This is a genomic window from Christiangramia aquimixticola, assembly GCF_048285835.1.
Classification (GTDB): Bacteria; Bacteroidota; Bacteroidia; order Flavobacteriales; family Flavobacteriaceae; genus Christiangramia; species Christiangramia aquimixticola.
This window is the reverse complement of sequence record NZ_JBLVTL010000003.1, coordinates 467,259-487,345: the sequence shown is the minus strand read 5'-3', so window position 1 is coordinate 487,345 and position 20,087 is coordinate 467,259. Positions and strand designations below refer to the sequence as shown.

General features: G+C 39.5%; 22 protein-coding genes. 11 read left to right on the top strand and 11 right to left on the bottom strand.

Translation table 11 applies throughout. From position 1 onward, the window contains the following. The first annotated feature begins 10 nt into the window (after positions 1-10). The 7 genes from ACNKXV_RS09145 to ACNKXV_RS09115 all read left to right on the top strand — a co-directional run bounded on the left by ACNKXV_RS09145 (position 11) and on the right by ACNKXV_RS09115 (position 8,162). Positions 11-1,351, top strand: a complete 1,341-nt coding sequence (locus ACNKXV_RS09145; protein WP_417907435.1) for an MBL fold metallo-hydrolase — start codon at positions 11-13, stop codon at positions 1,349-1,351. A 1,215-nt stretch (positions 1,352-2,566) separates the two neighbouring features. Further along, a complete protein-coding gene (locus ACNKXV_RS09140) occupies positions 2,567-3,052 on the top strand; it encodes an acyl-CoA carboxylase biotin carboxyl carrier protein subunit (protein ID WP_417907402.1) in 486 nt (161 codons plus the stop codon). Between the two features lie 88 nt (positions 3,053-3,140). Next, positions 3,141-4,583: an acetyl-CoA carboxylase biotin carboxylase subunit gene (gene accC, locus ACNKXV_RS09135; RefSeq protein ID WP_417907401.1), complete on the top strand. Its 1,443-nt coding sequence runs from the start codon at positions 3,141-3,143 to the stop codon at positions 4,581-4,583. 25 nt (positions 4,584-4,608) lie between these two features. Further along, positions 4,609-6,150, top strand: a complete 1,542-nt coding sequence (locus tag ACNKXV_RS09130) for an acyl-CoA carboxylase subunit beta (protein ID WP_417907400.1) — start codon at positions 4,609-4,611, stop codon at positions 6,148-6,150. A 66-nt stretch (positions 6,151-6,216) separates the two neighbouring features. Continuing rightward, on the top strand, positions 6,217-7,125 hold the full coding sequence (locus ACNKXV_RS09125) for an NAD(P)-dependent oxidoreductase (protein ID WP_417907399.1): 909 nt from the start codon (positions 6,217-6,219) through the stop codon (positions 7,123-7,125). Between the two features lie 62 nt (positions 7,126-7,187). Beyond that, a complete protein-coding gene (locus ACNKXV_RS09120) occupies positions 7,188-7,745 on the top strand; it encodes a YeeE/YedE family protein (RefSeq protein ID WP_417907398.1) in 558 nt (185 codons plus the stop codon). Between the two features lie 3 nt (positions 7,746-7,748). Further along, positions 7,749-8,162, top strand: coding sequence for a YeeE/YedE family protein (locus tag ACNKXV_RS09115; RefSeq protein ID WP_417907397.1), 414 nt, complete (start codon positions 7,749-7,751; stop codon positions 8,160-8,162). A 90-nt stretch (positions 8,163-8,252) separates the two neighbouring features. Here the strand turns inward: ACNKXV_RS09115 and ACNKXV_RS09110 are convergent, their stop codons facing one another. The 4 genes from ACNKXV_RS09110 to ACNKXV_RS09095 form a co-directional block, all read right to left on the bottom strand. Continuing rightward, positions 8,253-8,936, bottom strand: a complete 684-nt coding sequence (locus tag ACNKXV_RS09110; protein ID WP_417907396.1) for a cupin domain-containing protein — start codon at positions 8,934-8,936, stop codon at positions 8,253-8,255. A gap of 79 nt (positions 8,937-9,015) precedes the next feature. After that, positions 9,016-9,777, bottom strand: coding sequence for a hypothetical protein (locus ACNKXV_RS09105; protein WP_417907395.1), 762 nt, complete (start codon positions 9,775-9,777; stop codon positions 9,016-9,018). A 146-nt stretch (positions 9,778-9,923) separates the two neighbouring features. Then, positions 9,924-10,637, bottom strand: a complete 714-nt coding sequence (locus tag ACNKXV_RS09100) for a LytR/AlgR family response regulator transcription factor (RefSeq protein ID WP_417907394.1) — start codon at positions 10,635-10,637, stop codon at positions 9,924-9,926. 55 nt (positions 10,638-10,692) lie between these two features. Further along, positions 10,693-11,331: a trimeric intracellular cation channel family protein gene (locus ACNKXV_RS09095; RefSeq protein ID WP_417907393.1), complete on the bottom strand. Its 639-nt coding sequence runs from the start codon at positions 11,329-11,331 to the stop codon at positions 10,693-10,695. A gap of 156 nt (positions 11,332-11,487) precedes the next feature. On the opposite strand from ACNKXV_RS09095, the gene trxB reads away from it, so the two are divergent. Continuing rightward, positions 11,488-12,480 (top strand): thioredoxin-disulfide reductase, encoded by a 993-nt coding sequence (trxB, locus tag ACNKXV_RS09090; protein ID WP_417907392.1) that lies wholly within the window; start codon positions 11,488-11,490, stop codon positions 12,478-12,480. A gap of 67 nt (positions 12,481-12,547) precedes the next feature. Here trxB and ACNKXV_RS09085 read toward each other — a convergent pair whose 3' ends face one another. From ACNKXV_RS09085 to ACNKXV_RS09065, 5 genes are all read right to left on the bottom strand, one after another. Beyond that, a complete protein-coding gene (locus ACNKXV_RS09085) occupies positions 12,548-12,853 on the bottom strand; it encodes a hypothetical protein (protein ID WP_417907391.1) in 306 nt (101 codons plus the stop codon). An 83-nt stretch (positions 12,854-12,936) separates the two neighbouring features. Next, entirely contained in the window at positions 12,937-13,779 is an 843-nt protein-coding gene (locus ACNKXV_RS09080) for a GIN domain-containing protein (RefSeq protein ID WP_417907390.1), read from the bottom strand. A 115-nt stretch (positions 13,780-13,894) separates the two neighbouring features. Further along, entirely contained in the window at positions 13,895-15,643 is a 1,749-nt protein-coding gene (locus ACNKXV_RS09075) for a PspC domain-containing protein (RefSeq protein ID WP_417907389.1), read from the bottom strand. Beyond that, the gene (locus ACNKXV_RS09070) at positions 15,636-15,980 is read right to left on the bottom strand and encodes a PadR family transcriptional regulator (RefSeq protein ID WP_417907388.1); all 345 of its coding nucleotides are present in this window, start codon (positions 15,978-15,980) and stop codon (positions 15,636-15,638) included. Before ACNKXV_RS09070 ends, ACNKXV_RS09075 begins: the two co-directional genes overlap by 8 nt. Continuing rightward, positions 15,977-16,516 (bottom strand): DUF4870 domain-containing protein, encoded by a 540-nt coding sequence (locus tag ACNKXV_RS09065; RefSeq protein WP_417907387.1) that lies wholly within the window; start codon positions 16,514-16,516, stop codon positions 15,977-15,979. The genes ACNKXV_RS09070 and ACNKXV_RS09065 overlap by 4 nt, the downstream gene beginning before the upstream one ends. A 310-nt stretch (positions 16,517-16,826) precedes the next feature. On the opposite strand from ACNKXV_RS09065, the gene ACNKXV_RS09060 reads away from it, so the two are divergent. The 3 genes from ACNKXV_RS09060 (at position 16,827) to ACNKXV_RS09050 (ending at position 18,476) form a co-directional block, all read left to right on the top strand. Continuing rightward, on the top strand, positions 16,827-17,279 hold the full coding sequence (locus ACNKXV_RS09060) for a DUF4442 domain-containing protein (protein ID WP_417907386.1): 453 nt from the start codon (positions 16,827-16,829) through the stop codon (positions 17,277-17,279). Between the two features lie 69 nt (positions 17,280-17,348). Then, on the top strand, positions 17,349-18,149 hold the full coding sequence (locus tag ACNKXV_RS09055) for a TIGR00266 family protein (RefSeq protein WP_417907385.1): 801 nt from the start codon (positions 17,349-17,351) through the stop codon (positions 18,147-18,149). A gap of 129 nt (positions 18,150-18,278) precedes the next feature. Continuing rightward, complete coding sequence (locus ACNKXV_RS09050; RefSeq protein WP_417907384.1) at positions 18,279-18,476, top strand: hypothetical protein; 198 nt, start codon at positions 18,279-18,281, stop codon at positions 18,474-18,476. Positions 18,477-18,507: 31 nt separating this feature from the next. Here the strand turns inward: ACNKXV_RS09050 and ACNKXV_RS09045 are convergent, their stop codons facing one another. Both ACNKXV_RS09045 and ACNKXV_RS09040 read right to left on the bottom strand, forming a co-directional pair. Beyond that, the gene (locus ACNKXV_RS09045; protein WP_417907383.1) at positions 18,508-19,467 is read right to left on the bottom strand and encodes a hydrogen peroxide-inducible genes activator; all 960 of its coding nucleotides are present in this window, start codon (positions 19,465-19,467) and stop codon (positions 18,508-18,510) included. 189 nt (positions 19,468-19,656) lie between these two features. Next, positions 19,657-20,070, bottom strand: a complete 414-nt coding sequence (locus ACNKXV_RS09040; RefSeq protein WP_417907382.1) for a DUF2141 domain-containing protein — start codon at positions 20,068-20,070, stop codon at positions 19,657-19,659. Positions 20,071-20,087: the final 17 nt, after the last annotated feature.

The following is a 20,087-nucleotide window of genomic DNA, read 5'->3' as shown; positions in this document are numbered from 1 at the left end:
ATCTGAAATTATGATTATAAAACAATTTAAAGATAGCCCATTGGCCCATTATTCTTACGCTATTGTAAGTAATGGAGAAATGGCCCTGGTAGACCCTTCAAGAAATCCGCTGGATTATTATAAGTATGCTGAAGAGCAAAAAGCAAAGATTGTAGCGGTATTTGAAACTCACCCGCATGCCGATTTTGTTAGTAGCCATATGCAGATTCATGAAGAAACCGGAGCTACTATTTACGTAAGTAAACTGGTTGGCGCAGATTATCCTCATAAAGGATTTGATGATGGTGATGCTCTTAAAATAGGAAACGCCGAATTTAAAGCGATCAATACTCCCGGACATTCACCGGATAGTATAACCATAGTGGCTAAAGAAGATGGTGAAACCGCTTTGTTCACCGGTGATACACTTTTCATTGGGAATGTTGGTAGACCAGATCTTAGAGAGAAAGCTGGGAATATGACTGCAAAGAGAAAAGAACTTGCCAGCGCAATGTATAATACCATTAAAACCAAGTTTACAGATCTTCCTGATGATGCTTTGGTATATCCTGCCCATGGTGCCGGTTCCCTTTGTGGAAAGAACATGAGCGATGCTTCTTCAAGTACTCTTGGAAATGAGCGTCAGGGTAACTGGGCTTTTAAAGAGCAGACAGAAGAGGAATTCGTGGAAGAGATCCTGAAAGATCAGCCATTTATTCCGGCATATTTCGGCTTCAATGTAGATATCAATAAGCAGGGACCGGAAAATGTTCAGAGAACTAAATGGGCGACTTCACTCAAGGTGAATGTTGATGAGGTTGCATTAAAAGATGTGGTGGTAGTAGATACCAGAGATGAAGCTTCTTTTAAAGCAGGTCACTTGCCAAACAGTATCAACATTATGGCAAGATCTGAAAGTGATAAATATGAAACCTGGCTGGGAGCAATCATTAAGCCTGAAGAAGCTTTCTACCTTGTAATAGATTCAGTTGATAATCTTGAGGAATTATTGGAAAGAACCGCTAAGATAGGTTACGAGAAACAAGTGAAAGCCGTACTTACTTTAAGTCAGGAAGTATCTAAAAAGTCAGATGAGTTCGATCTTGAAGACTTTAAGGCAAACAAGGACAACTATACTATTGTGGACATTAGAAACAATAATGAGGTTGCTGAAGGTAAGATCTTTGAAGATGCCATCGCAGTTCCTTTAAACGAACTAAGAGATGAAGCAGATAAGATTTCATCAAGCAAACCAATCGTTGTTCACTGTGCAGGTGGATACAGATCTGCTGCCGGAAGTAGTATTCTGGATAAGATCTATAAGGACACTAAAGTGTACGATCTAAGTGAAGCCATTAAGGACTTCAAATAATATAAGCTTAGTTCTCTATCAAACCAAAACCCCGGATCTCGCATCCGGGGTTTTTTTATGGGTAGTAACGTGCATTATTTGTTATAGTGACCATGGTTGAACTGACTCTATGTTAACTCCGTCATTGCGAGCGCAGCGAAGCAATCTTTTGATTGGACCAGAAGTCACCTTTCTATCGACCTTTGTTGCGACCGTCATTGCAAGTGAAACGAAGCAATCTGGGTAATTAATGACTGCATCAACCATCATACGCTCCGTCATTGCGAGCGCAGCGAAGCAATCTTCCGTGTGTTTCTGGGTTTCACCTACCCACATACGCTCCGTCATTGCGAGTGAAACGAAGCAATCTCACGACAGGAGTAGGAAACACGTAGGAACCAGAAAAGTTGATTCGTAAACCAACCGGCAGACTGCTTCAGTCGTTACCCTCCTTCGCAGTGACGGTGAAAAGTTAGCTCCGTCATTGCGAGCGCAGCGAAGCAATCTCACCAAATGAGCAGAAAACAAGTACGAACCTAAAACAATGATTCATAAACCAACAGGCAGACTGCTTCAGCCATTCCACTCCTTCGCAGTGACGGTGACTGGGTGGTAGCGGTCATTTACCTTTTTAAAGCAATTTTCTTATGAATTCCTGGGTTTTACCAACCACCAAACGCTCCGTCATTGCGAGCGCAGCGAAGCAATCTCACGATAGGAGTAGGAAACATGTAGGAACCAGAAAAGTTGATTCGTAAACCAACAGGCAGACTGCTTCAGTCGCTACCCTCCTTCGCAGTGACGGTGAAAACTTAGCTCCGTCATTGCGAGGGAAGCGAAGCAATCTCACGATGGAAGCAGGAAACATGTATGAACCTAAAACAGTGATCCATCAACCAACACGCAGACTGCTTCAGTCGCTACCCTCCTTCGCAGTGACGGTGGCAGAGAAGTAGCAGTCATTAATCATTTTAAAGCAACTTGCAATCGAACCTCTTTTAGCTCCGTCATTGCGAGTGAAACGAAGCAATCTCACGATAGGAGGGGAGAACAAGTATGAACCGGAAATCAGGAAAATTTCATCAAATTCTCAATCCATTTTCCTTTTACCTAAAAAGTTTCCATGAAAATACCATCCATTACTTCATAATTTGAGATTTCTGCAACACCGGATACTTCCTAAATTTTCTATATTTACACCGCTACGGTTAAAAACAATCAAATACTCACGTATTTATGGATAAAAAATACAAAGTCAGAGTAAATAATAATTTCGATTTCGAATTCTCTGAAAGCGAGATCGAGGCTCTTGACACTCAAAAAACTTCAGATTCTAATTATCATATCTTAAAGAACAATAGATCCTTTAAAGCAGCGCTAACAGGGGCAGATTTCCATGCCCGTTCTTATGAGGTTCACATCAATTCCAATATCTATTCAGTCAAGATCAATAACGATCTGGACTTGCTAATAGATGAAATGGGACTTTCTCTTGGAACCTCCCAGCAGATCAACGATATCAAAGCTCCAATGCCCGGACTTATCCTTGAAGTAAACGTAAAGGAAGGTGATGAGGTGAAAGAAGGCGATTATTTGCTGGTTCTGGAAGCCATGAAAATGGAAAACACCCTAACCGCACCTCGCGGCGGAGTAGTGAAATCTGTTACTGTATCAAAAAGTGATACCGTTGAAAAAAATCAGTTGTTGATCGAGATGGAGTAATCCTTCTGTGAATTCAGCAAAACATAAAGAATTTAATATTAATGAGAAGTCACCTCGCCTAATGGGGAGGTCTTATTAAAATTACAGCATGAAAAAAATATTAGTAGCAAACCGGGGAGAGATCGCATTACGCGTGATGAAAACCGTGAAGCGAATGGGAATTCAAACGGTTGCGGTTTATTCTACAGCCGATAGAAATGCTCCTCACGTAAAATTTGCCGATGAAGCTGTTTGTATAGGTGCAGCGCCTTCAAGTGAATCTTACCTTAGAGGAGATAAAATAATTGAAGTAGCCAAAGAACTAAACGTGGACGGGATTCATCCCGGCTATGGTTTCTTAAGTGAAAATGCCTCTTTTGCCGAAGCGGTGGAAAAAAACGGAATCACCTGGATTGGTCCTGGCTCTAAAGCTATCAAAGTGATGGGTAGTAAACTGGCGGCCAAGGATGCGGTAAAAAAATACGACATCCCCATGGTACCCGGAATCGATGAGGCTATTACCGATGTGGAGAAAGCTAAAGCCATTGCCCGGGATATTGGTTTCCCAATTCTTATAAAAGCTTCTGCCGGTGGTGGTGGAAAGGGAATGAGAGTGGTAGAGCAGGAAAAGGATCTTGAAGACCAGATGAAACGAGCCATCAGCGAAGCCGAATCGGCATTTGGTGACGGATCTGTTTTTATAGAAAAATATGTTTCTTCTCCTCGTCATATTGAGATTCAGGTATTATCAGATACCCATGGAAATCACTTACACCTCTTTGAAAGAGAATGTAGCGTGCAGCGGAGACATCAAAAAGTGGTGGAAGAAGCACCGTCTGTCGTGCTGGATGATACCTTAAGAAAACAAATGGGTGAAGCTGCTGTAAAAGTTGCCAAAGCCTGTGATTATGTTGGAGCGGGGACTGTGGAATTCTTATTCGATGAGAACCGTAATTTCTACTTCCTGGAAATGAATACCCGTTTGCAGGTAGAGCACCCGGTAACCGAATATATTACCGGAGTGGATCTGGTAGAACAACAAATCCTGATTGCCCGAGGTGAAAAAATAAGTTTTTCTCAGGATGATCTTAAAATTTCCGGCCACGCGCTGGAATTAAGGGTTTATGCTGAAGATCCTCTGGAAGACTTTATGCCAAGTACCGGAACTCTTGAAAAATACAAAATTCCTGCAGGGGAAGGCATTCGTATGGATAATGGTTTTGAAGAAGGGATGGAAGTTCCTATCTATTACGACCCTATGCTGGCCAAGCTTATCACTTACGGGAAAACCCGTGAGGAAGCGATTCAAATGATGATCAAAGCTATTGACGATTATATTGTAGAAGGTGTAAGCACTACTCTTGCCTTCGGAAAATTTGTTTTTCAGCATGAAGCCTTTAGAAGCGGGGATTTTGATACTCATTTTGTAAAGAAGTATTATTCGCCGGATGCCCTTAAGGAAGAAACCGAAAAAGAGGCGAAACTGGCAGCTTTGATGGCTTTAAAGCAATATTTAAAAGACAAGGAACAACTTAGAATTCCTTTAAACTAATTCCAGAAAATTCAGAATCATAGACATGAGTCAGAATATACATAAATTAAAAGAAATGATCGCAGAAGCCCATAAGGGTGGAGGCGAGAAGAGAATAGCGAAGCAACACGAAAAGAAGAAGCTTACCGCGCGGGAAAGGGTGGAATACCTGCTTGACGAAAATTCTTTCGAAGAAATAGGTATTCTGGTAACCCATCGAACTACCGACTTTGGGATGGAGAAACAACAATTCTACGGAGACGGGGTGGTGACCGGTTATGGAACCATTAATGGCCGACTGGTTTATGTGTTTGCTCAGGATTTTACTGTTTTTGGAGGTTCGCTTTCTGAAACTCACGCCGAAAAGATCTGTAAGATCATGGACATGGCGGTGAAAGTAGGTGCGCCAATAATTGGTTTAAATGATTCCGGGGGAGCCAGAATTCAGGAAGGTGTAAAATCACTGGGTGGTTATGCCGATATTTTTCACAGAAATGTAAAAGCTTCTGGGGTTGTACCTCAAATTTCAGCGATCATGGGACCATGTGCCGGGGGAGCGGTTTATTCTCCGGCGATGACAGATTTCACGCTGATGGTGGAAGATACTTCCTATATGTTCGTGACGGGACCTAACGTTGTGAAAACTGTGACTAATGAAGAGGTGACTTCAGAAGAATTAGGAGGTGCGAGCACGCACTCTACAAAATCTGGAGTTACTCATATAACTGCTGCGAATGATATCATCTGCCTTGAGAACATCAAGCAGTTGATAAGTTACATGCCGCAGAATAATAAAACCGCACCAGATAAGCTTCCGTTCGAACTTGGTGATGAACATAGAGAAGTTCTGGAAAATATAGTGCCGGATAGTTCTAATAAGCCTTACGACATGCATGAGGTGATCCAGGGGATCATAGATGAAGATTCATTCTTTGAAATTCATAAGAATTATGCCGATAATATCATCGTGGGATTTGCGAGAATTGGCGGCCGCAGTGTTGGTGTAATTGCCAATCAGCCCATGAGTTTGGCGGGCGTTCTGGATGTGGATTCTTCTAAAAAAGCAGCGAGGTTCACCAGATTCTGTGACTGTTTCAATATTCCGTTACTGGTGCTGGTAGATGTTCCGGGATTCCTTCCGGGGACAGATCAGGAGTGGAACGGGATCATTTTACATGGTGCTAAGCTACTTTATGCCCTGAGTGAGGCAACCGTTCCAAAAGTTACGGTGATCACCAGAAAAGCCTATGGTGGTGCTTATGATGTGATGAATTCTAAACATATTGGTGCCGACTTTAACTATGCGTGGCCAACTGCCGAAATTGCGGTAATGGGAGCAAAAGGAGCATCTGAGATCATTTTTAGAAAAGAGATTTCCCAGGCTGATGATCCTGAACAAAAACTGGCAGAAAAAGAAGCGGAATATGCTGAAAAATTTGCCACTCCATTCGAAGCCGCTAAAAGAGGTTTTATTGATGAAGTCATCATGCCGAAGGATACCAGAAGAAAGCTGATCAAAGCATTTAGTGCACTGGAAAATAAATCGGTTTTAAGGCCTAACCGAAAGCACGGGAATATTCCATTATAATATTAATTATAGGATGCTGAAAAGTCTTCAGCATCCTTTTTCCTTTCTTTATATAAATGCCGATTTATGAAATTCAACAGGATCGTTTGTGTGGATCATGCCAAGCTTAATGATAAAACCATTAAGCAGCTCGATCAATATAGCGATACTAAAGTTGAGGTTTATTCAGATTACCCGGAAACCGACGAGGAAATAATCAGGCGGATTGAAGATGCTGAAGCCGTGATCGTTTCCTGGAGAACTCAGCTCCATAAAGAAATTATCGATGCCTGTCCAAAGCTTAAATATATTGGCATGGCTTGCAGTTTATTTGATGATGAATCTGCGAATGTTGCTGTAAAACACGCTCGGGAGAAAGGGATTACGGTAAAAGGTATTTTTGATTATGGAGATCCCGGAGTAGCAGAATTCATTATTTCTGAACTCATTCAATTTCTTAACGGTTATAAAGGCCCTCAATGGAAAGAAACCCCGCTGGAGTTAACCGATTTAAAAATTGGAATTACAGGACTTGGAGTTACGGGGAAATTGCTGGCAGATTGTCTACTACCTTTCGGCGCCGATCTTTATTACCATAGCCGCACCAGGAAAAAAGACTTTGAAGCGAAAGGAGTAAAGTTCCTGAAATTTGAAGATCTGCTGCAAAAATGTGAGGTGCTGAGTTTTCATCTTCCCAAGAACACCTGTGTAATGGAAGAAGATCATTTCAAAGCATTTAACCAACCTAAGATCCTGATCAATACCTCCCTGGGTTTACCCTTTGAACCTGAAGCTTTTGTTGAATGGGTGCAAATAGAAGGGAATTATGCAATTTTTGATGCCGATGGAAAAAGTGACTTGAAAGATGAGGTCCTGAATTTGCCTCAGGTTTTAGCCTCTAAAAAAAGTGCCGGCTGGTCAGCTCAAACTCATGTAAGGCTTTCACAAAAAGTACTACAAAACCTAAGTGAGTTTTGTAAGGAAAACCAGCAGTAATGTAACTATTGTTACTGTGAACAGCTGTTTGTTATTGTTTATTTGTATCTCAAATTAAAACTATGGATTTAATATTACAACCCTGGCCCTGGTATGTTGCCGGACCGTTAATCGCCCTGATCATGTTTATGCTGATCTTTATGGGTAAACAGTTTGGAATGTCTTCCAATTTAAGAACCATGTGTACCATGTGTGGTGCAGGTAAAACAGCCGGATTTTTCGATTTTAACTGGAAAGCCCAGAAATGGAATCTGGTAGTAGTTATTGGAGCAGCTCTTGGGGGATTTATCGCCATGAACTTTCTAACTGCTGAAGCTGCCGTAGCCATTAACCCGGATACCGTTTCCAACTTGAAAGAGCTTGGTTTTAATAGTGCCGGAAATGCATATTTGCCGGACGAACTATACAGCCTTGAAGCTTTAACCGACTGGAAAGCGCTTAGTATATTGATTATAGGAGGTTTATTGATAGGTTTTGGAGCAAGATGGGCAGGAGGATGTACTTCCGGACATGCCATCTCCGGACTTAGTAACCTGCAATTGCCTTCGCTAATAGCGGTAATAGGATTTTTCCTTGGCGGATTGTTTATGGTACATGTATTATTTCCTTTAATATTTTAGAAGATGAGAGTAATAGGTTATTTATTTATAGGTATATTTTTCGGGATCGTAATGTTTAAATCTGAAGCCGCTTCATGGTTCAGGATTTATGAAATGTTCCAGTTCCAGGCGTTTCACATGTATGGAATTATAGGGTCTGCATTGATCCTGGGAATAATTGGAGTACAATTGATCAAGAAAAAAGGAGCCAAAGATCTTAATGGTGAAACCATCAGTTTCGCACCAAAAGAAAAAAGCTTTAGCAGGTATATGTTTGGTGGGATAATTTTTGGTCTTGGCTGGGCGCTTGCAGGTGCTTGTCCCGGTCCTATCTACACCTTGATAGGTGCAGGTTATGTTTCAGTGATCGTGGTATTGCTTGCTGCTTTATTAGGAACTTACATTTACGGATTATTGAGAGACAAACTTCCTCATTAAACGCATAATTTTCAACAAAATAAAGATCCTGGAATTATCGAATTTCAGGATCTTTTGGTTTAAGGATTTGAGAATACTTCAAGGCCGTTATTATTCTACTTTTTCAGCTTTTAGATATAATTCATTAGCCCTGATCTTATCGATCATCGTCTTTCCTTTTTCGGCCATAGCTTTCCACTTTTCAGAATTATGCACCTTATCATAAGTGGCTGCATCCGGCCAGACACCTTCCATAAAGTATTGATAGTTTTCGCTATTATCTCCGGGGATCTTATATAAATGATAACCTGCATTGGTAAATCCTTCCTCGCTTATGGCCTGATTCATTTCCTTTAGAAAGTCGCTCAGCTCCTTTTCAGTTACCTCTTCGGGAAGTTCGAATAAATGCAAACTTTTTTTACTTGGGACGGCTTGCTTCAATTCCACCTGAATAATTTCAAAAGCATTATCACCTGCATTTGCCGGCTCGTGACTGGATGGTCCCGTCCATAGTACTTTTCCGGCTTTTTCGTCCAGATCATGAACTTTCCCATCCGGCGTTTTCATTTTGCCTTTAGAATCGGTGAGAAAGACTACCACCCCTTCAGGATGACTATGCATCTTTGATTTTTCACCAGGTTTATATTGAATTCTCAGCACCCTTACCTGGTCATTTTCTAATTCAACCTTATAATGTTCAGGATCTATTTTTGCAGCATCCTGAGCTAGTAATTCCGGAACGGGTATGAGCAATAGCCCTAGGATATACAGGAATACGATATTATATTTTTTCATACTGTAATTTATTTAGCGAGTTGCCGGGAATGTTTCCCCTAATAATTTTTAAGTGGAAGATTTTCGATCCGGTCGTTTCTTACTTATTCATATAAGATAACTCCGGGCTTACATGTCCTTTTACAGTTTCCTTTTTAGAAATGGTTTTTTCGATCTTGTCAAAGATTGATTTTCCTTCTTCTCCAATTAACTGTTGTGTCTCTGTGCGAAGTTTTTCCAGTGCTTCCGGATTCTCAGCGGCTACTGCTACAAGAAAGTAACTTCCCATGGTCCCAAATCCACTTTTATAAACTCTGTAATACAATTTCGCGTCTTTACTGGTATAAAGTTCTTTTACGGCCATGGCAAGTTCTTCTGCTTTCTCCCATTTTCCCGGAGGAATATGGTAATACACTAGTTCCCGGTAATTCTGGCTTTCGGGAGCTTGCGTGATACCTTCCGGCATATAAGAGAGCTCTTTATCTAACCTTATTACATAATCACCATGCTCTGTAAAGGTCTCTCCATATGATTCAAACAATTTACCATAGGCTTCTTCTCCCATGCTGTTTTTAAGCTCTTCAAAAGGATTTTTATCCAAATCGGCTATATTTTTAATGGGCGTGAGATACATGAATCTGTTATTTTCCCCTACAAAGGTTAACCAGCTCATGTCTTTCATCTTATGATCCTTCGCAGCTTTTAGAATGTCTTTATCTAATTGTTTATGCTTTTCCAGCATATCGGCTTTTACCCGGTCTTCGTGTACTACATACATCTGATATCTGTCGCTCTGCGCCCAGGCCATTGTGGAAAGGAATACAAAGAGCAACAAGACCGTAATTGATTGGTTTGATTTCATTTGGTTTAAAATTTATGGTTAATGACCTATCAAGTTAGCAATCAAAGCCGGGAGATAAATTGAATTAAGGACGAAGTGGTCCAAATTTTTAGCAGGAAGGCAGATCTACTTTCCTAAGGCTATAAAGTCCTCTGAATAAAAGAAGTTTAGATCACCTGAAGATGAGTGAATAGTTCCTGCCGCATATTTTTGCTTATAGGAAGTGAATGTGCTGAGATAACCACAAAATTATTCCCGATTTCATCTATATGGGATATGTTGACAATATAAGATCTGTGTATCCTTAAAAAGCGCTTATCCGTTAATTTTTCATCGACTTCCTTAAGCGTGGTTACGATCAAATAATTACGATCTTTTGTAAAAACCCGGCAGTAATTTCTATCAGCTTCTATATACCTAATGTCGTCCAGGGATAATTTCAGCATCTTATCACGATTCCGGATAAAAATCCGGTCTTTTAGAAAACAATGCTCCTTATTTTTAACTTTAGATTTACCGGCTTTTTTTTGAAGTTTCCTAAATGAATCTGTAAGGCCTTTTTTTAGTTTCTTCTTTCCATTAACGACTGTTTCCGGTAAAAGTTTATCAATTATTCCGGGATTGGATTTATTAAAATAAATAATTGGTGATGCGAATTTACTGCTTTTGGGATTTTCAGATTCTATACCATTTAATTCACCTTTTAAACTTTCGTCCAACAGAATAAGGTCAGGAAATTCCTGTTCAATAAAATGAAGCGCATCTTTGGTCCTGGAAAAGATCCCGGTTATATTATACCCAAGCCTGTTAAGCTCCAGGGATAACCTTGCAGCTAAGGGAATATCATTTTCAACAATTATTATTTTCTCCCGCCCGTACATTCAGTAAATTTTAATAAATATACTGAAAGTATTGAAAATCAGTATTATAGATGTTTTACTGTATTTTCGAACTTTTGGGAGAGGTGGGGTAGAACGAAGGTAAAGTAAGATGATATTTAACTACCACCAGCCTGATGCTAATAACGGTTAAGGAGGTAACAACATATATGATATCTGCATCCACACCCCAGTCATATAATGTAACATACGCAAGTGCCCCTATTAAACAAGCAGTCGCATAGATCTCTTTTCTAAAAATCACCGGGATCTCATTACATAAAATATCACGTATAACTCCACCAAAAGTACCGGTCATGGCGCCCAGTGCAACAGAAATAATGGGATCCAGCCCATTCATGATCCCTGTTTCAACCCCGGTAATGGTAAATACCCCAAGGCCAATAGTATCGAATAAAAAAAGCGATTTTTTTAAATAATCCAATTTATTCCTGAAAACGATGGCAAAGATGGTCACAACCCCAATTAGATAGACATACACTGTATTTTCCATCCAGGCAACAGGTGTATTTCCAATAAGGATATCACGTACGGTTCCGCCTCCAATTGCCGTTACAAAAGCAATAATAAAGATCCCGAAAAGATCCAGGCGCCTGTTCATTGCAGATAATGCTCCGGAAATCGCAAAAGCGATGGTCCCCAGTATATCAAGTATGTTGAATAAACTCAATTCCATTCTTGGCAAAGGTAATTTTATCTTTTAAATTTGTTCAATAGAGGTTGAGATAACTCCTTATTTTTCAGCTTTATTAACATATAGACTTTATTAATCATTATAAGTGTAAGTTTCGAAGCAAACTACCTACTTTTATACCATTGAAAATCAACTAAGATGAGCGAAACTATAGAAAGAGTAAAATGTTTGATTATTGGGTCCGGTCCTGCCGGATATACCGCTGCAATATATGCCGCCAGAGCTGATATGAAACCGGTTATGTATACTGGTCTTGAGCCGGGTGGACAATTAACCACAACCACAGAAGTTGATAATTTTCCGGGATATCCAGAAGGTATCGATGGTCCAAAAATGATGATGGATCTTCAGCAACAGGCTGAACGTTTTGGTACTGAAGTGAGAATTGGAATGATCACCGAAGTGGATTTTTCTAAAGAAGTTGGTGGAATTCACAAAGCCAAAGTAGATAACAAGACCTGGATCGAAGCAGAATCTGTGATCATTTCTACAGGAGCTACGGCGAAATATCTTGGACTTCCAAGTGAACAGCGTTTAAGAGGTGGAGGAGTTTCTGCCTGTGCCGTTTGTGACGGATTCTTTTATAAAGGCCAGGATGTTGCGATAGTTGGAGGTGGGGATACCGCTGCGGAAGAGGCAACTTATCTTGCCAATATCTGTAATAAAGTGACCATGCTGGTGCGTAAGGATTACATGAAAGCATCCAAGGCAATGCAGCATAGGGTGGAGAATACTAAAAATATTGATCTTAAATATAATACTGAAGTTGACGAAATCCTGGGAGAACAGGTAGTGGAAGGTTTACGAATGGTAAATAATCAAACAGGGGAGAAGGAAGAGATCAAAATCACCGGATTCTTTGTGGCTATTGGACATAAACCTAATACCGATATTTTCAAGAATTGGATAGATATGGATGATACCGGTTATATTGTAACTCAGGGGAAATCAACCAAAACCAATATCCCGGGTGTATTTGCCTCCGGAGATGTTCAGGATAAAATCTATCGCCAGGCAGTGACCGCTGCAGGAACCGGTTGTATGGCTGCTTTAGATGCAGAAAGATATCTTGCTGAAATTGAAAATGAAGATGATATTCAAAAACCTCAAACAAGACCTGAAACTGTTTAAGGATTGAGTTCTATAAAGCAAAAAGTCCCGCCTTTGGCGGGACTTTTTTTGTTTAGAGTATTTCGATTTAATTATCGGTTTTTACTTTAACCTCTCCGTCATCGATCTTTACTTTGGTTTCACTGCCATCAGCACGGTCAACCTTTTTCTTGTATTCACCGTCATCCTTTTTTATCTTGATCTCGTCACCTTCAGGTGTTTCGATCTTGATCTTATCACCACCATCTTTAACTTCAACTTTATTATCTGGATCGCTCATCATGCGCTCCACCTCGGTTTTTTCAGCCTCTTCTTCTTTCTGCTCATTTCGGCAGGAAATAATAGCGGTGGATAAAAAAATCACTAGTAAGCCGTAGCTGATTAATTTTTTCATGTTTAATTGAATTTGGTTATCAATGTAAAACTAACCAATTGTTAATAATTTGATTCCGGGCTTCGGAAAACTTTAGCACTTGGTTACTTGAATAAACCCCTGCTGAATTCCTTTTTGGCAAGTTTGGCTTCATCTGTAAACTTGTCCAGGACTATATGCGGCTGGTTATAAATTTCCAGTTCACTTTTACCGGATAGGGAAACATTGATGGAATCCTTGGCATTTACTTTGGCTTCAGAATTTCCCTGCGCCAGCACATTGGCTTTTAATGCCGCTAGATTCTCCCCTTCAAATTTGGAAGATTGATCTAACCTTAGCTGAAGTTCTGCAGTTTCACCTTCAATTTTTCCGGATGCCTTTTCATATAAATCAATGTCCATTAAAGGGGCATTAAAAAGTGCTTCTACCTTGGAGGACTGATTCAATTGACAAACTATTTCCTGTGCGGTTACATTTAATTGAGCTTTGGCGCCGTCTCCGTTCACTAATTTAAATTTATTGGAAGTGATGGTCAAATAAACCTTCGCATCATTGGAAGTTTCCAGAGTAAAGTCCTTCACATAGATATCCTGAAGTGACTCCATTTCTACTTCTCCGCCAACGAGTAAGCTTCTTAAAGTATCGGCAAATGTTACCTTAAGTTCCAGTGCTTTGGTCCTTACAAGTTGCTTGATAGGTTTTATGTATAGCACGCCGTCTCTAACATCGGTTAGAATTAAATCATGAACATTATCATCTGCTTTTATTTCCACCTGCGGCTGCCGGCCTTTCAAAATTCCTATTTTGAACTCTCCCGTCATTTCAATGGTATGGAAGGGGGCAAGTTCGTGTTGTTCAGTTTTGACATTTCTACTGCCTTTAACCTTATCCTGTGCAAGACCGGAAGCGAAAATAAACAGTAAGAGAATGGGTGATTTTTTTATCATATAAATTGTTTAGAATACTAAAATATACAAAAAGCCTCCATTTGGAGGCTTTTTTATCTTATCCTTTAAAAATCAGAGGTAAATCAAGACACTTTTTGGAAATATTCATTTTTAACTAACCGTTGATTTCTATCCCGTCGTCATCAATTTTTACACGATTCTTTTTTCCTTCACGAACTTCGATCCCGTTACTGTCTACCTTGATCTTTATTTCTTCATTGTCAAAATCATCTGTAGGGTCGTGGTCTTCATCTTCGTCTTCTTCCCAGAAATCATCATCCTCATCATCCCAGCTGTCGTTATCGGGGCAGTCGGCACATAGCGTTTCATTGGCCATAATTTTTAGATAATGTTCTTCCTGCCCACTAATGATGATGTCGCCGTACCAGTCTTCATTCATATGAAAAGAGGAAATATTATTATCGGCAAACAGGGTGGAGCCTTCAGGTAAAAACAAAGTGATCTTTATATTCTGGTCACGGTATCCATATGTTGCCGGAGTGTAATAATAACTGTTCAATAACAATTCATTTCCCTGGATGGTATGAGAATATTTAATGTTCTCTGCCCGGTTTCTGGCATCTGTATAATCCTTTCCCTGAGCATATCTGGTGACTTCAATCTTAGCTAAAGAATCTCTGGTGGACTTTACAATAAGCCTGATGTCGTTACCCACGATCATTTTTTCACCATTTTCGTAAGCGATTCTAAAATCTGAAGACCTCCATTTTTTGCCGGTAAGTTCAGAGTTGTGTTTCATCTTTAAAAACAGGGTGTCTGATGCTCTTACGGGTAGGGTTTCCAATGCGGTATATTCCCCGTCAAATGCTCTGTGCGTGATTTGAGTTATTCCAATTACGCTGAGACCTAAAACTGAAATGATCCAGATGCCCAGTAAAGACAGTTTGGCAATTCTACCCATGGATTTAAGGTTTTTAACCAGGATCTTCAATCCAAGAACAAAAAGGAAGAAGAAAGGAATACCAAAAGCTAAGAAACCAAGTAAAAATATGAGCCAAAGCGGAGTTTCACTGCTTAACACATTCACATATTCTGCCCACGGGGCTTCAATGATCCCAAATGTGCCCACCGCAAATAGTCCAACAAATAGCATTATTAGGGCAGAACCTGCAAATAATAACACCATAACTCCAATAAATTTCACAATAAGTTTCAGACAGAACTTGATAATACTACCAAGACTTGTAGCCGCTGAGCTGGCACCGGCAGAAGCCTTTTTGCCATATCTTTCATAGTCTACATTTTTTATACTGTCTGAAACATCGTTAAAACCCTCGCGAATTTTTTTCTCGATATTACTTACGGTGACCTCCTCTCCACGCATTGCAAGTTTATCTGCAGTTGATTTAGCTTCCGGAACAAAGATCCAGAAGGCGATATAGATAAGGACAAATCCTCCACTTGAAAAGATGGTCAATAAAACCCACAACAGTCTTACCCAAATGGCTTCTATTCCCAGGTAATGTCCAAGCCCAGAAGAAACGCCTCCAACATAACCGCTCTCGGTATCACGGAAGAGTTGTTTCCCTATGCTTTTTAATCTCTGCGTGCGTTTTGGTTCATCTTCAAAGATTTCTTCATCTACCATATAATCTTCAGGTTGTCCCATGATAGTGATCACTTCTTCAACTTCTTTAATACCTATTACCTGCCGCTCACTGCTTACCTTTTCATTGAATAATTCAGCAATACGTGCTTCGATATCTGAAAGGATCTCCTCACGGCCCTGAGTATTCGAAAAAGATTGCCGTATGGTCTCCAGGTAACGCTGAAGTCTGGCATATGCATCCTCATCTATATGGAAGAAGATACCGGCAAGGTTTATATTTACTGTCTTATTCATGGTTTTTATTTTTTTGAGTGGTTACGATATTTACTGCTGTTTGAAGATCTTCCCAGGTGCTGGTTAGTTCCCGTAAAAAGATCTTTCCGGTTTCGGTAAGGCCGTAATATTTTCTTGGCGGCCCACTGGTGGATTCTTCCCAGCGATAGTTAAGAAGTCCGGCGTTTTTTAATCTGGTTAGTAGGGGATAAATAGTTCCTTCTACAACCAGTAGCTTTGCATCTTTCAAGGTGTCCAGAATCTCCGCAACATAGGCGTCTTCGTCTTTAAGAACGGAGAGGATGCAATATTCCAGAACACCCTTACGCATTTGGGCTTTGGTATTTTCAATCTTCATAGTGTTTGTTTTTGGGTGTCATTAAACTGTTCATTTTTTGATTGATTAAATTGATGATGATGATCGTTCGGTTTTGCCGAACCTAAAAAATTGATGGTTAAAGGGTATTTATAAGCTTTCCCTTCACTTGCTTTCATACTTGCCGAGATTACTGCAAATATTTCAAGTACAAATAATCCCAGTAAGAGCGTAATGATGGTTGCCGCTATCACAAAGAAGGGAAATGCTTCAGAAAAAGTTTCTATTTGAAAAGGTTCATTGATAAAATAGAAATCTTCTCCCATACTAAGTTGTACTCCGTAGTAGATGAAAGAAGCAACCCCAACCGTTAGTAAAAATACCATGTAAAGGAATGTGCTTATTTGAAAGTTTAAGGCATTCCGCCCATGTTGATCTACAAATGAATCTTTCCTTTTACCCATCCATAATAATAAGGGGAAGATGAAATTCCCTAATGGGATAAAGTACTTGGTGAAAACCGAGAGATGAAGCACGGCTGCCAGGGTTTGATTGATATCGTTTGATTTTTTTGTCATTTTGATTTGATGATTAGTTTGATTAAAAGATGATGGTGATTATAACGTAAGAGTAGATCAAAGCTATTATTAAATAGATCCCGGTTTTCTCCGAAATTAGCCTGCTTTCTACCTTAACTGACTGATGATTAACTGAATTTTTCATGATGAATTTTGATTGACAATTATATAACCTATTATGATCTTATACAAATATATGTCTAAAAGAAGGTATTATGCAAAACAAAGTACTTAAATTTAACAAAAAATTAAGATGAACCAAGTAAAACATATTTCCTACTTTTATAGAAATCTTTATAAATCCTATCTAATGAAGCTGTCCCCTAAAAAACTTAACTCCTTTTTAATGTTTAAATTACCAAGTGCCTGGTTAAGCGGAGTTAGGGTTAAACATTTGGATCAAACCGAATGTCAGGTTAAGGTTAAACATTCATGGATCAATCAGAATCCATTCAACTCAATGTATTTTGCAGTACAGGCAATGGCGGCAGAACTTAGTACCGGAGCATTGGTGATGAGCAAAATTCAGCAATCCAATAAAAAGGTTTCCATGCTGGTGGCTCAAAACAAATCGGTTTTTTCAAAAAAAGCTACCGGCAAAATAAGTTTTACCTGTTATGATGGGAATGTGGTTAACGAAGCTCTTACCCGAGCCATTGCAACCGGGGAGGGGCAAACCTTCTGGATGAAATCTATTGGAATCAATGAAAAAGGAGAAGATGTTTCCACCTTCGAATTTGAATGGTCTATAAAACTTAAATAATAGAAGTAACAATCCCGGCATTTTTCCTACCTATTGATAAGACATTACATCAATCAAAATTTTTAAATTATGAATGCACACGAAATCGATTTTGAAATTTTCGGGGAAGAAATGCAGTATGTGGAGCTGGAGCTTGACCCACGGGAGGCAGTGATCGCCGAGGCCGGCAACTTTATGATGATGGACGATGGGATAAAGATGGATACCATCTTTGGTGACGGGTCCAAACAAAATGAAGGCTTTTTAGGGAAGGTTCTGGGGGCGGGAAAACGCCTGCTTACAGGAGAAAGTTTATTCATGACCATTTTCTCCAACGAGTTATCAGGTAAAAAGAAAATTAGCTTTGCATCGCCCTATCCGGGAAAGATCATTCCCATAGATCTTACAGAGTTTAATGGTAAGTTCATTTGCCAGAAGGACGCATTCCTATGTGCTGCTAAAGGAGTTTCGGTAGGTATCGAGTTTAGCCGTAAACTGGGACGTGGTTTCTTTGGAGGAGAAGGATTTATAATGCAGAAACTCGAAGGTGATGGAATGGCCTTTGTTCATTCCGGAGGAACCATGGCAAAAAAAGAATTGATGCCGGGGGAAAAACTAAAAGTTGATACCGGTTGTATTATTGGTTTTACTCAAACGGTGAATTATGATATTGAATTTGTTGGCGGAATAAGGAATACCATTTTTGGAGGAGAAGGTTTGTTTTTTGCAAGCTTAACCGGTCCAGGTACAGTATATATTCAGTCCCTACCGTTTAGCAGACTAGCCAGCAGAATTCATCAGGCAGCTCCGCAGGGAGGAGGAAAAGATAAAGGTGAAGGAAGTATTCTGGGAGGAATTGGAGATGTTTTGAGTGGAGATAACAGATTTTAAAATTGTTAAAATTTTAAGAAAATCACTATGTTAAAATTCAATTTAGTATATTGGGATATCAAAAAATAACCACATATAGTTTAAAATTCTACTTTTTTATACTAACCTAAATTTAAATTATTTCAAATTATGGCGAGAGCGATGTTTGAATACACTAAAACTGTATTGAATAAGGTGAGCTTTGATGCAAGCCTATTCTGCAAAGAGGTAGAAAAAGCGATCGATAGATTGCTTCCTCACGAGATCGAAGAGTTACGTCTCTGGATAATTTCGTTAACAAGGCAGAACCCGGAATTAAATCAATGTTTGATTTATTTAAAAACTTAATAAAAAAGCGGCTTTTTAGCCGCTTTTATTTTTAGTTATTCTGGTTCTCTTTCTTCTTGCTAAGCGGACTTATTATTTTGACATTCTGGAAGGTAATTGCACCTTTCACTACTCCGGCAATGGTACTCCGCAGTGCCTCGATGATCTGCATCTTTAATTCACTTCGGTTATAGATCAAACTTACTTCCCGCGCAGGAACAGGGTCCTTAAACATTTTTAAATGCTTCTTTTCCTCTTCTTTGAGTTCCAGAGTATGGAGGTAAGGTAATAAGGTCATTCCAAGTCCATCATTCGCCAGTTTGATCAAAGTTTCAAAACTTCCGCTTTCCAATTGAAGTTGATCCCCTTCATAATCTCTCGATGCATTACAAAGGTTTAATATCCCATCCTTGAAACAATGTCCGTCTTCAAGCAGCAACATTTTGTTGATATCAAGGTCGTCCACATCTATTTTTTCAGAAACCTCGGCATTTACACTTGATGGAATATATGGCACAAAGGGTTCGTAGTACAGTACGTATTCTTTGATTCCGTCCATTTTTAAAGGCGTAGCCGCAATTGCAGCATCAAGGTGGCCTTCCTTTAATTTCTCCAGAATTGCTTCAGTATGTAATTCCTCGATCTTAAGCTTGACCTTAGGGTATTTTTTCATAAAATTCCCAATGAACATAGGCAACAACGTAGGCATGATTGTAGGGATCACTCCCAAACGAAAAATACCACCTATAAATCCTTTTTGCTGATCTACTATATCCTGGATCCTGTCGCTTTCGTTTACAATATTTCTGGCCTGTTGTACGATCTTTTCACCAACTTCAGTTAACTGAATGGGTTTTTTGGTACGATCAAAAATGGTGACTTCCAGTTCATCTTCCAGCTTTTGTATTTGCATACTAAGCGTTGGCTGTGTAACGAATACCTTTTGTGCTGCTTTGGTGAAATTCTGGTGCTCGGCAACAGCAAGTACATAATGAAGCTGGGTGATGGTCATGTTGTAAATTTTGTCTTACAAATGTATAAGTTTTTCTTATATTAAAAATGATTTAACTTAGTTTTATCTATAAGAAAAACTCTCCTTTAGGGGAGAGTTTTCATGCATTTCTTCATTCCATTTAGTTTTAGAAACATGCTCATTTTAGGAGTTTATCGCGAACCATTTTGATGTTAATGGCTCTAGATCCTAAAACCTGATTTCCATTTTTGTATTCTTTCCGGTAAATTTAAAATTGGAATTTCCCCAGGTTGGTGGTCCCATCTCGTACACATTGTTACTGCTCCCATAATCCTCCAGAGGTAGACCATCGATATCAAAATCCATTTGCATATTCATGTTAACATCATGCATAACCAAAATGGCGTAGTTTCCCTCTTTTAAATTTTTAAAGTTAGCGGAAGCTTCTCCTTCAATAATTTCAGCTTTTAAACTTGCCACAGGTGCCTGCATAAAATTGTCTTCTGTATACAAGGCGAAAAGAACCTCCCCGGTGCTTGAAGATACATTGGGTACTTTTACCTCAATGTTTCCTGATTCCGTGTCCTGAGCGTTTACCAGATTTGTAGCTAAAATTGCGAGTAAGAATAAGATAGTTTTCATAATTGTTCGTTTTAAGA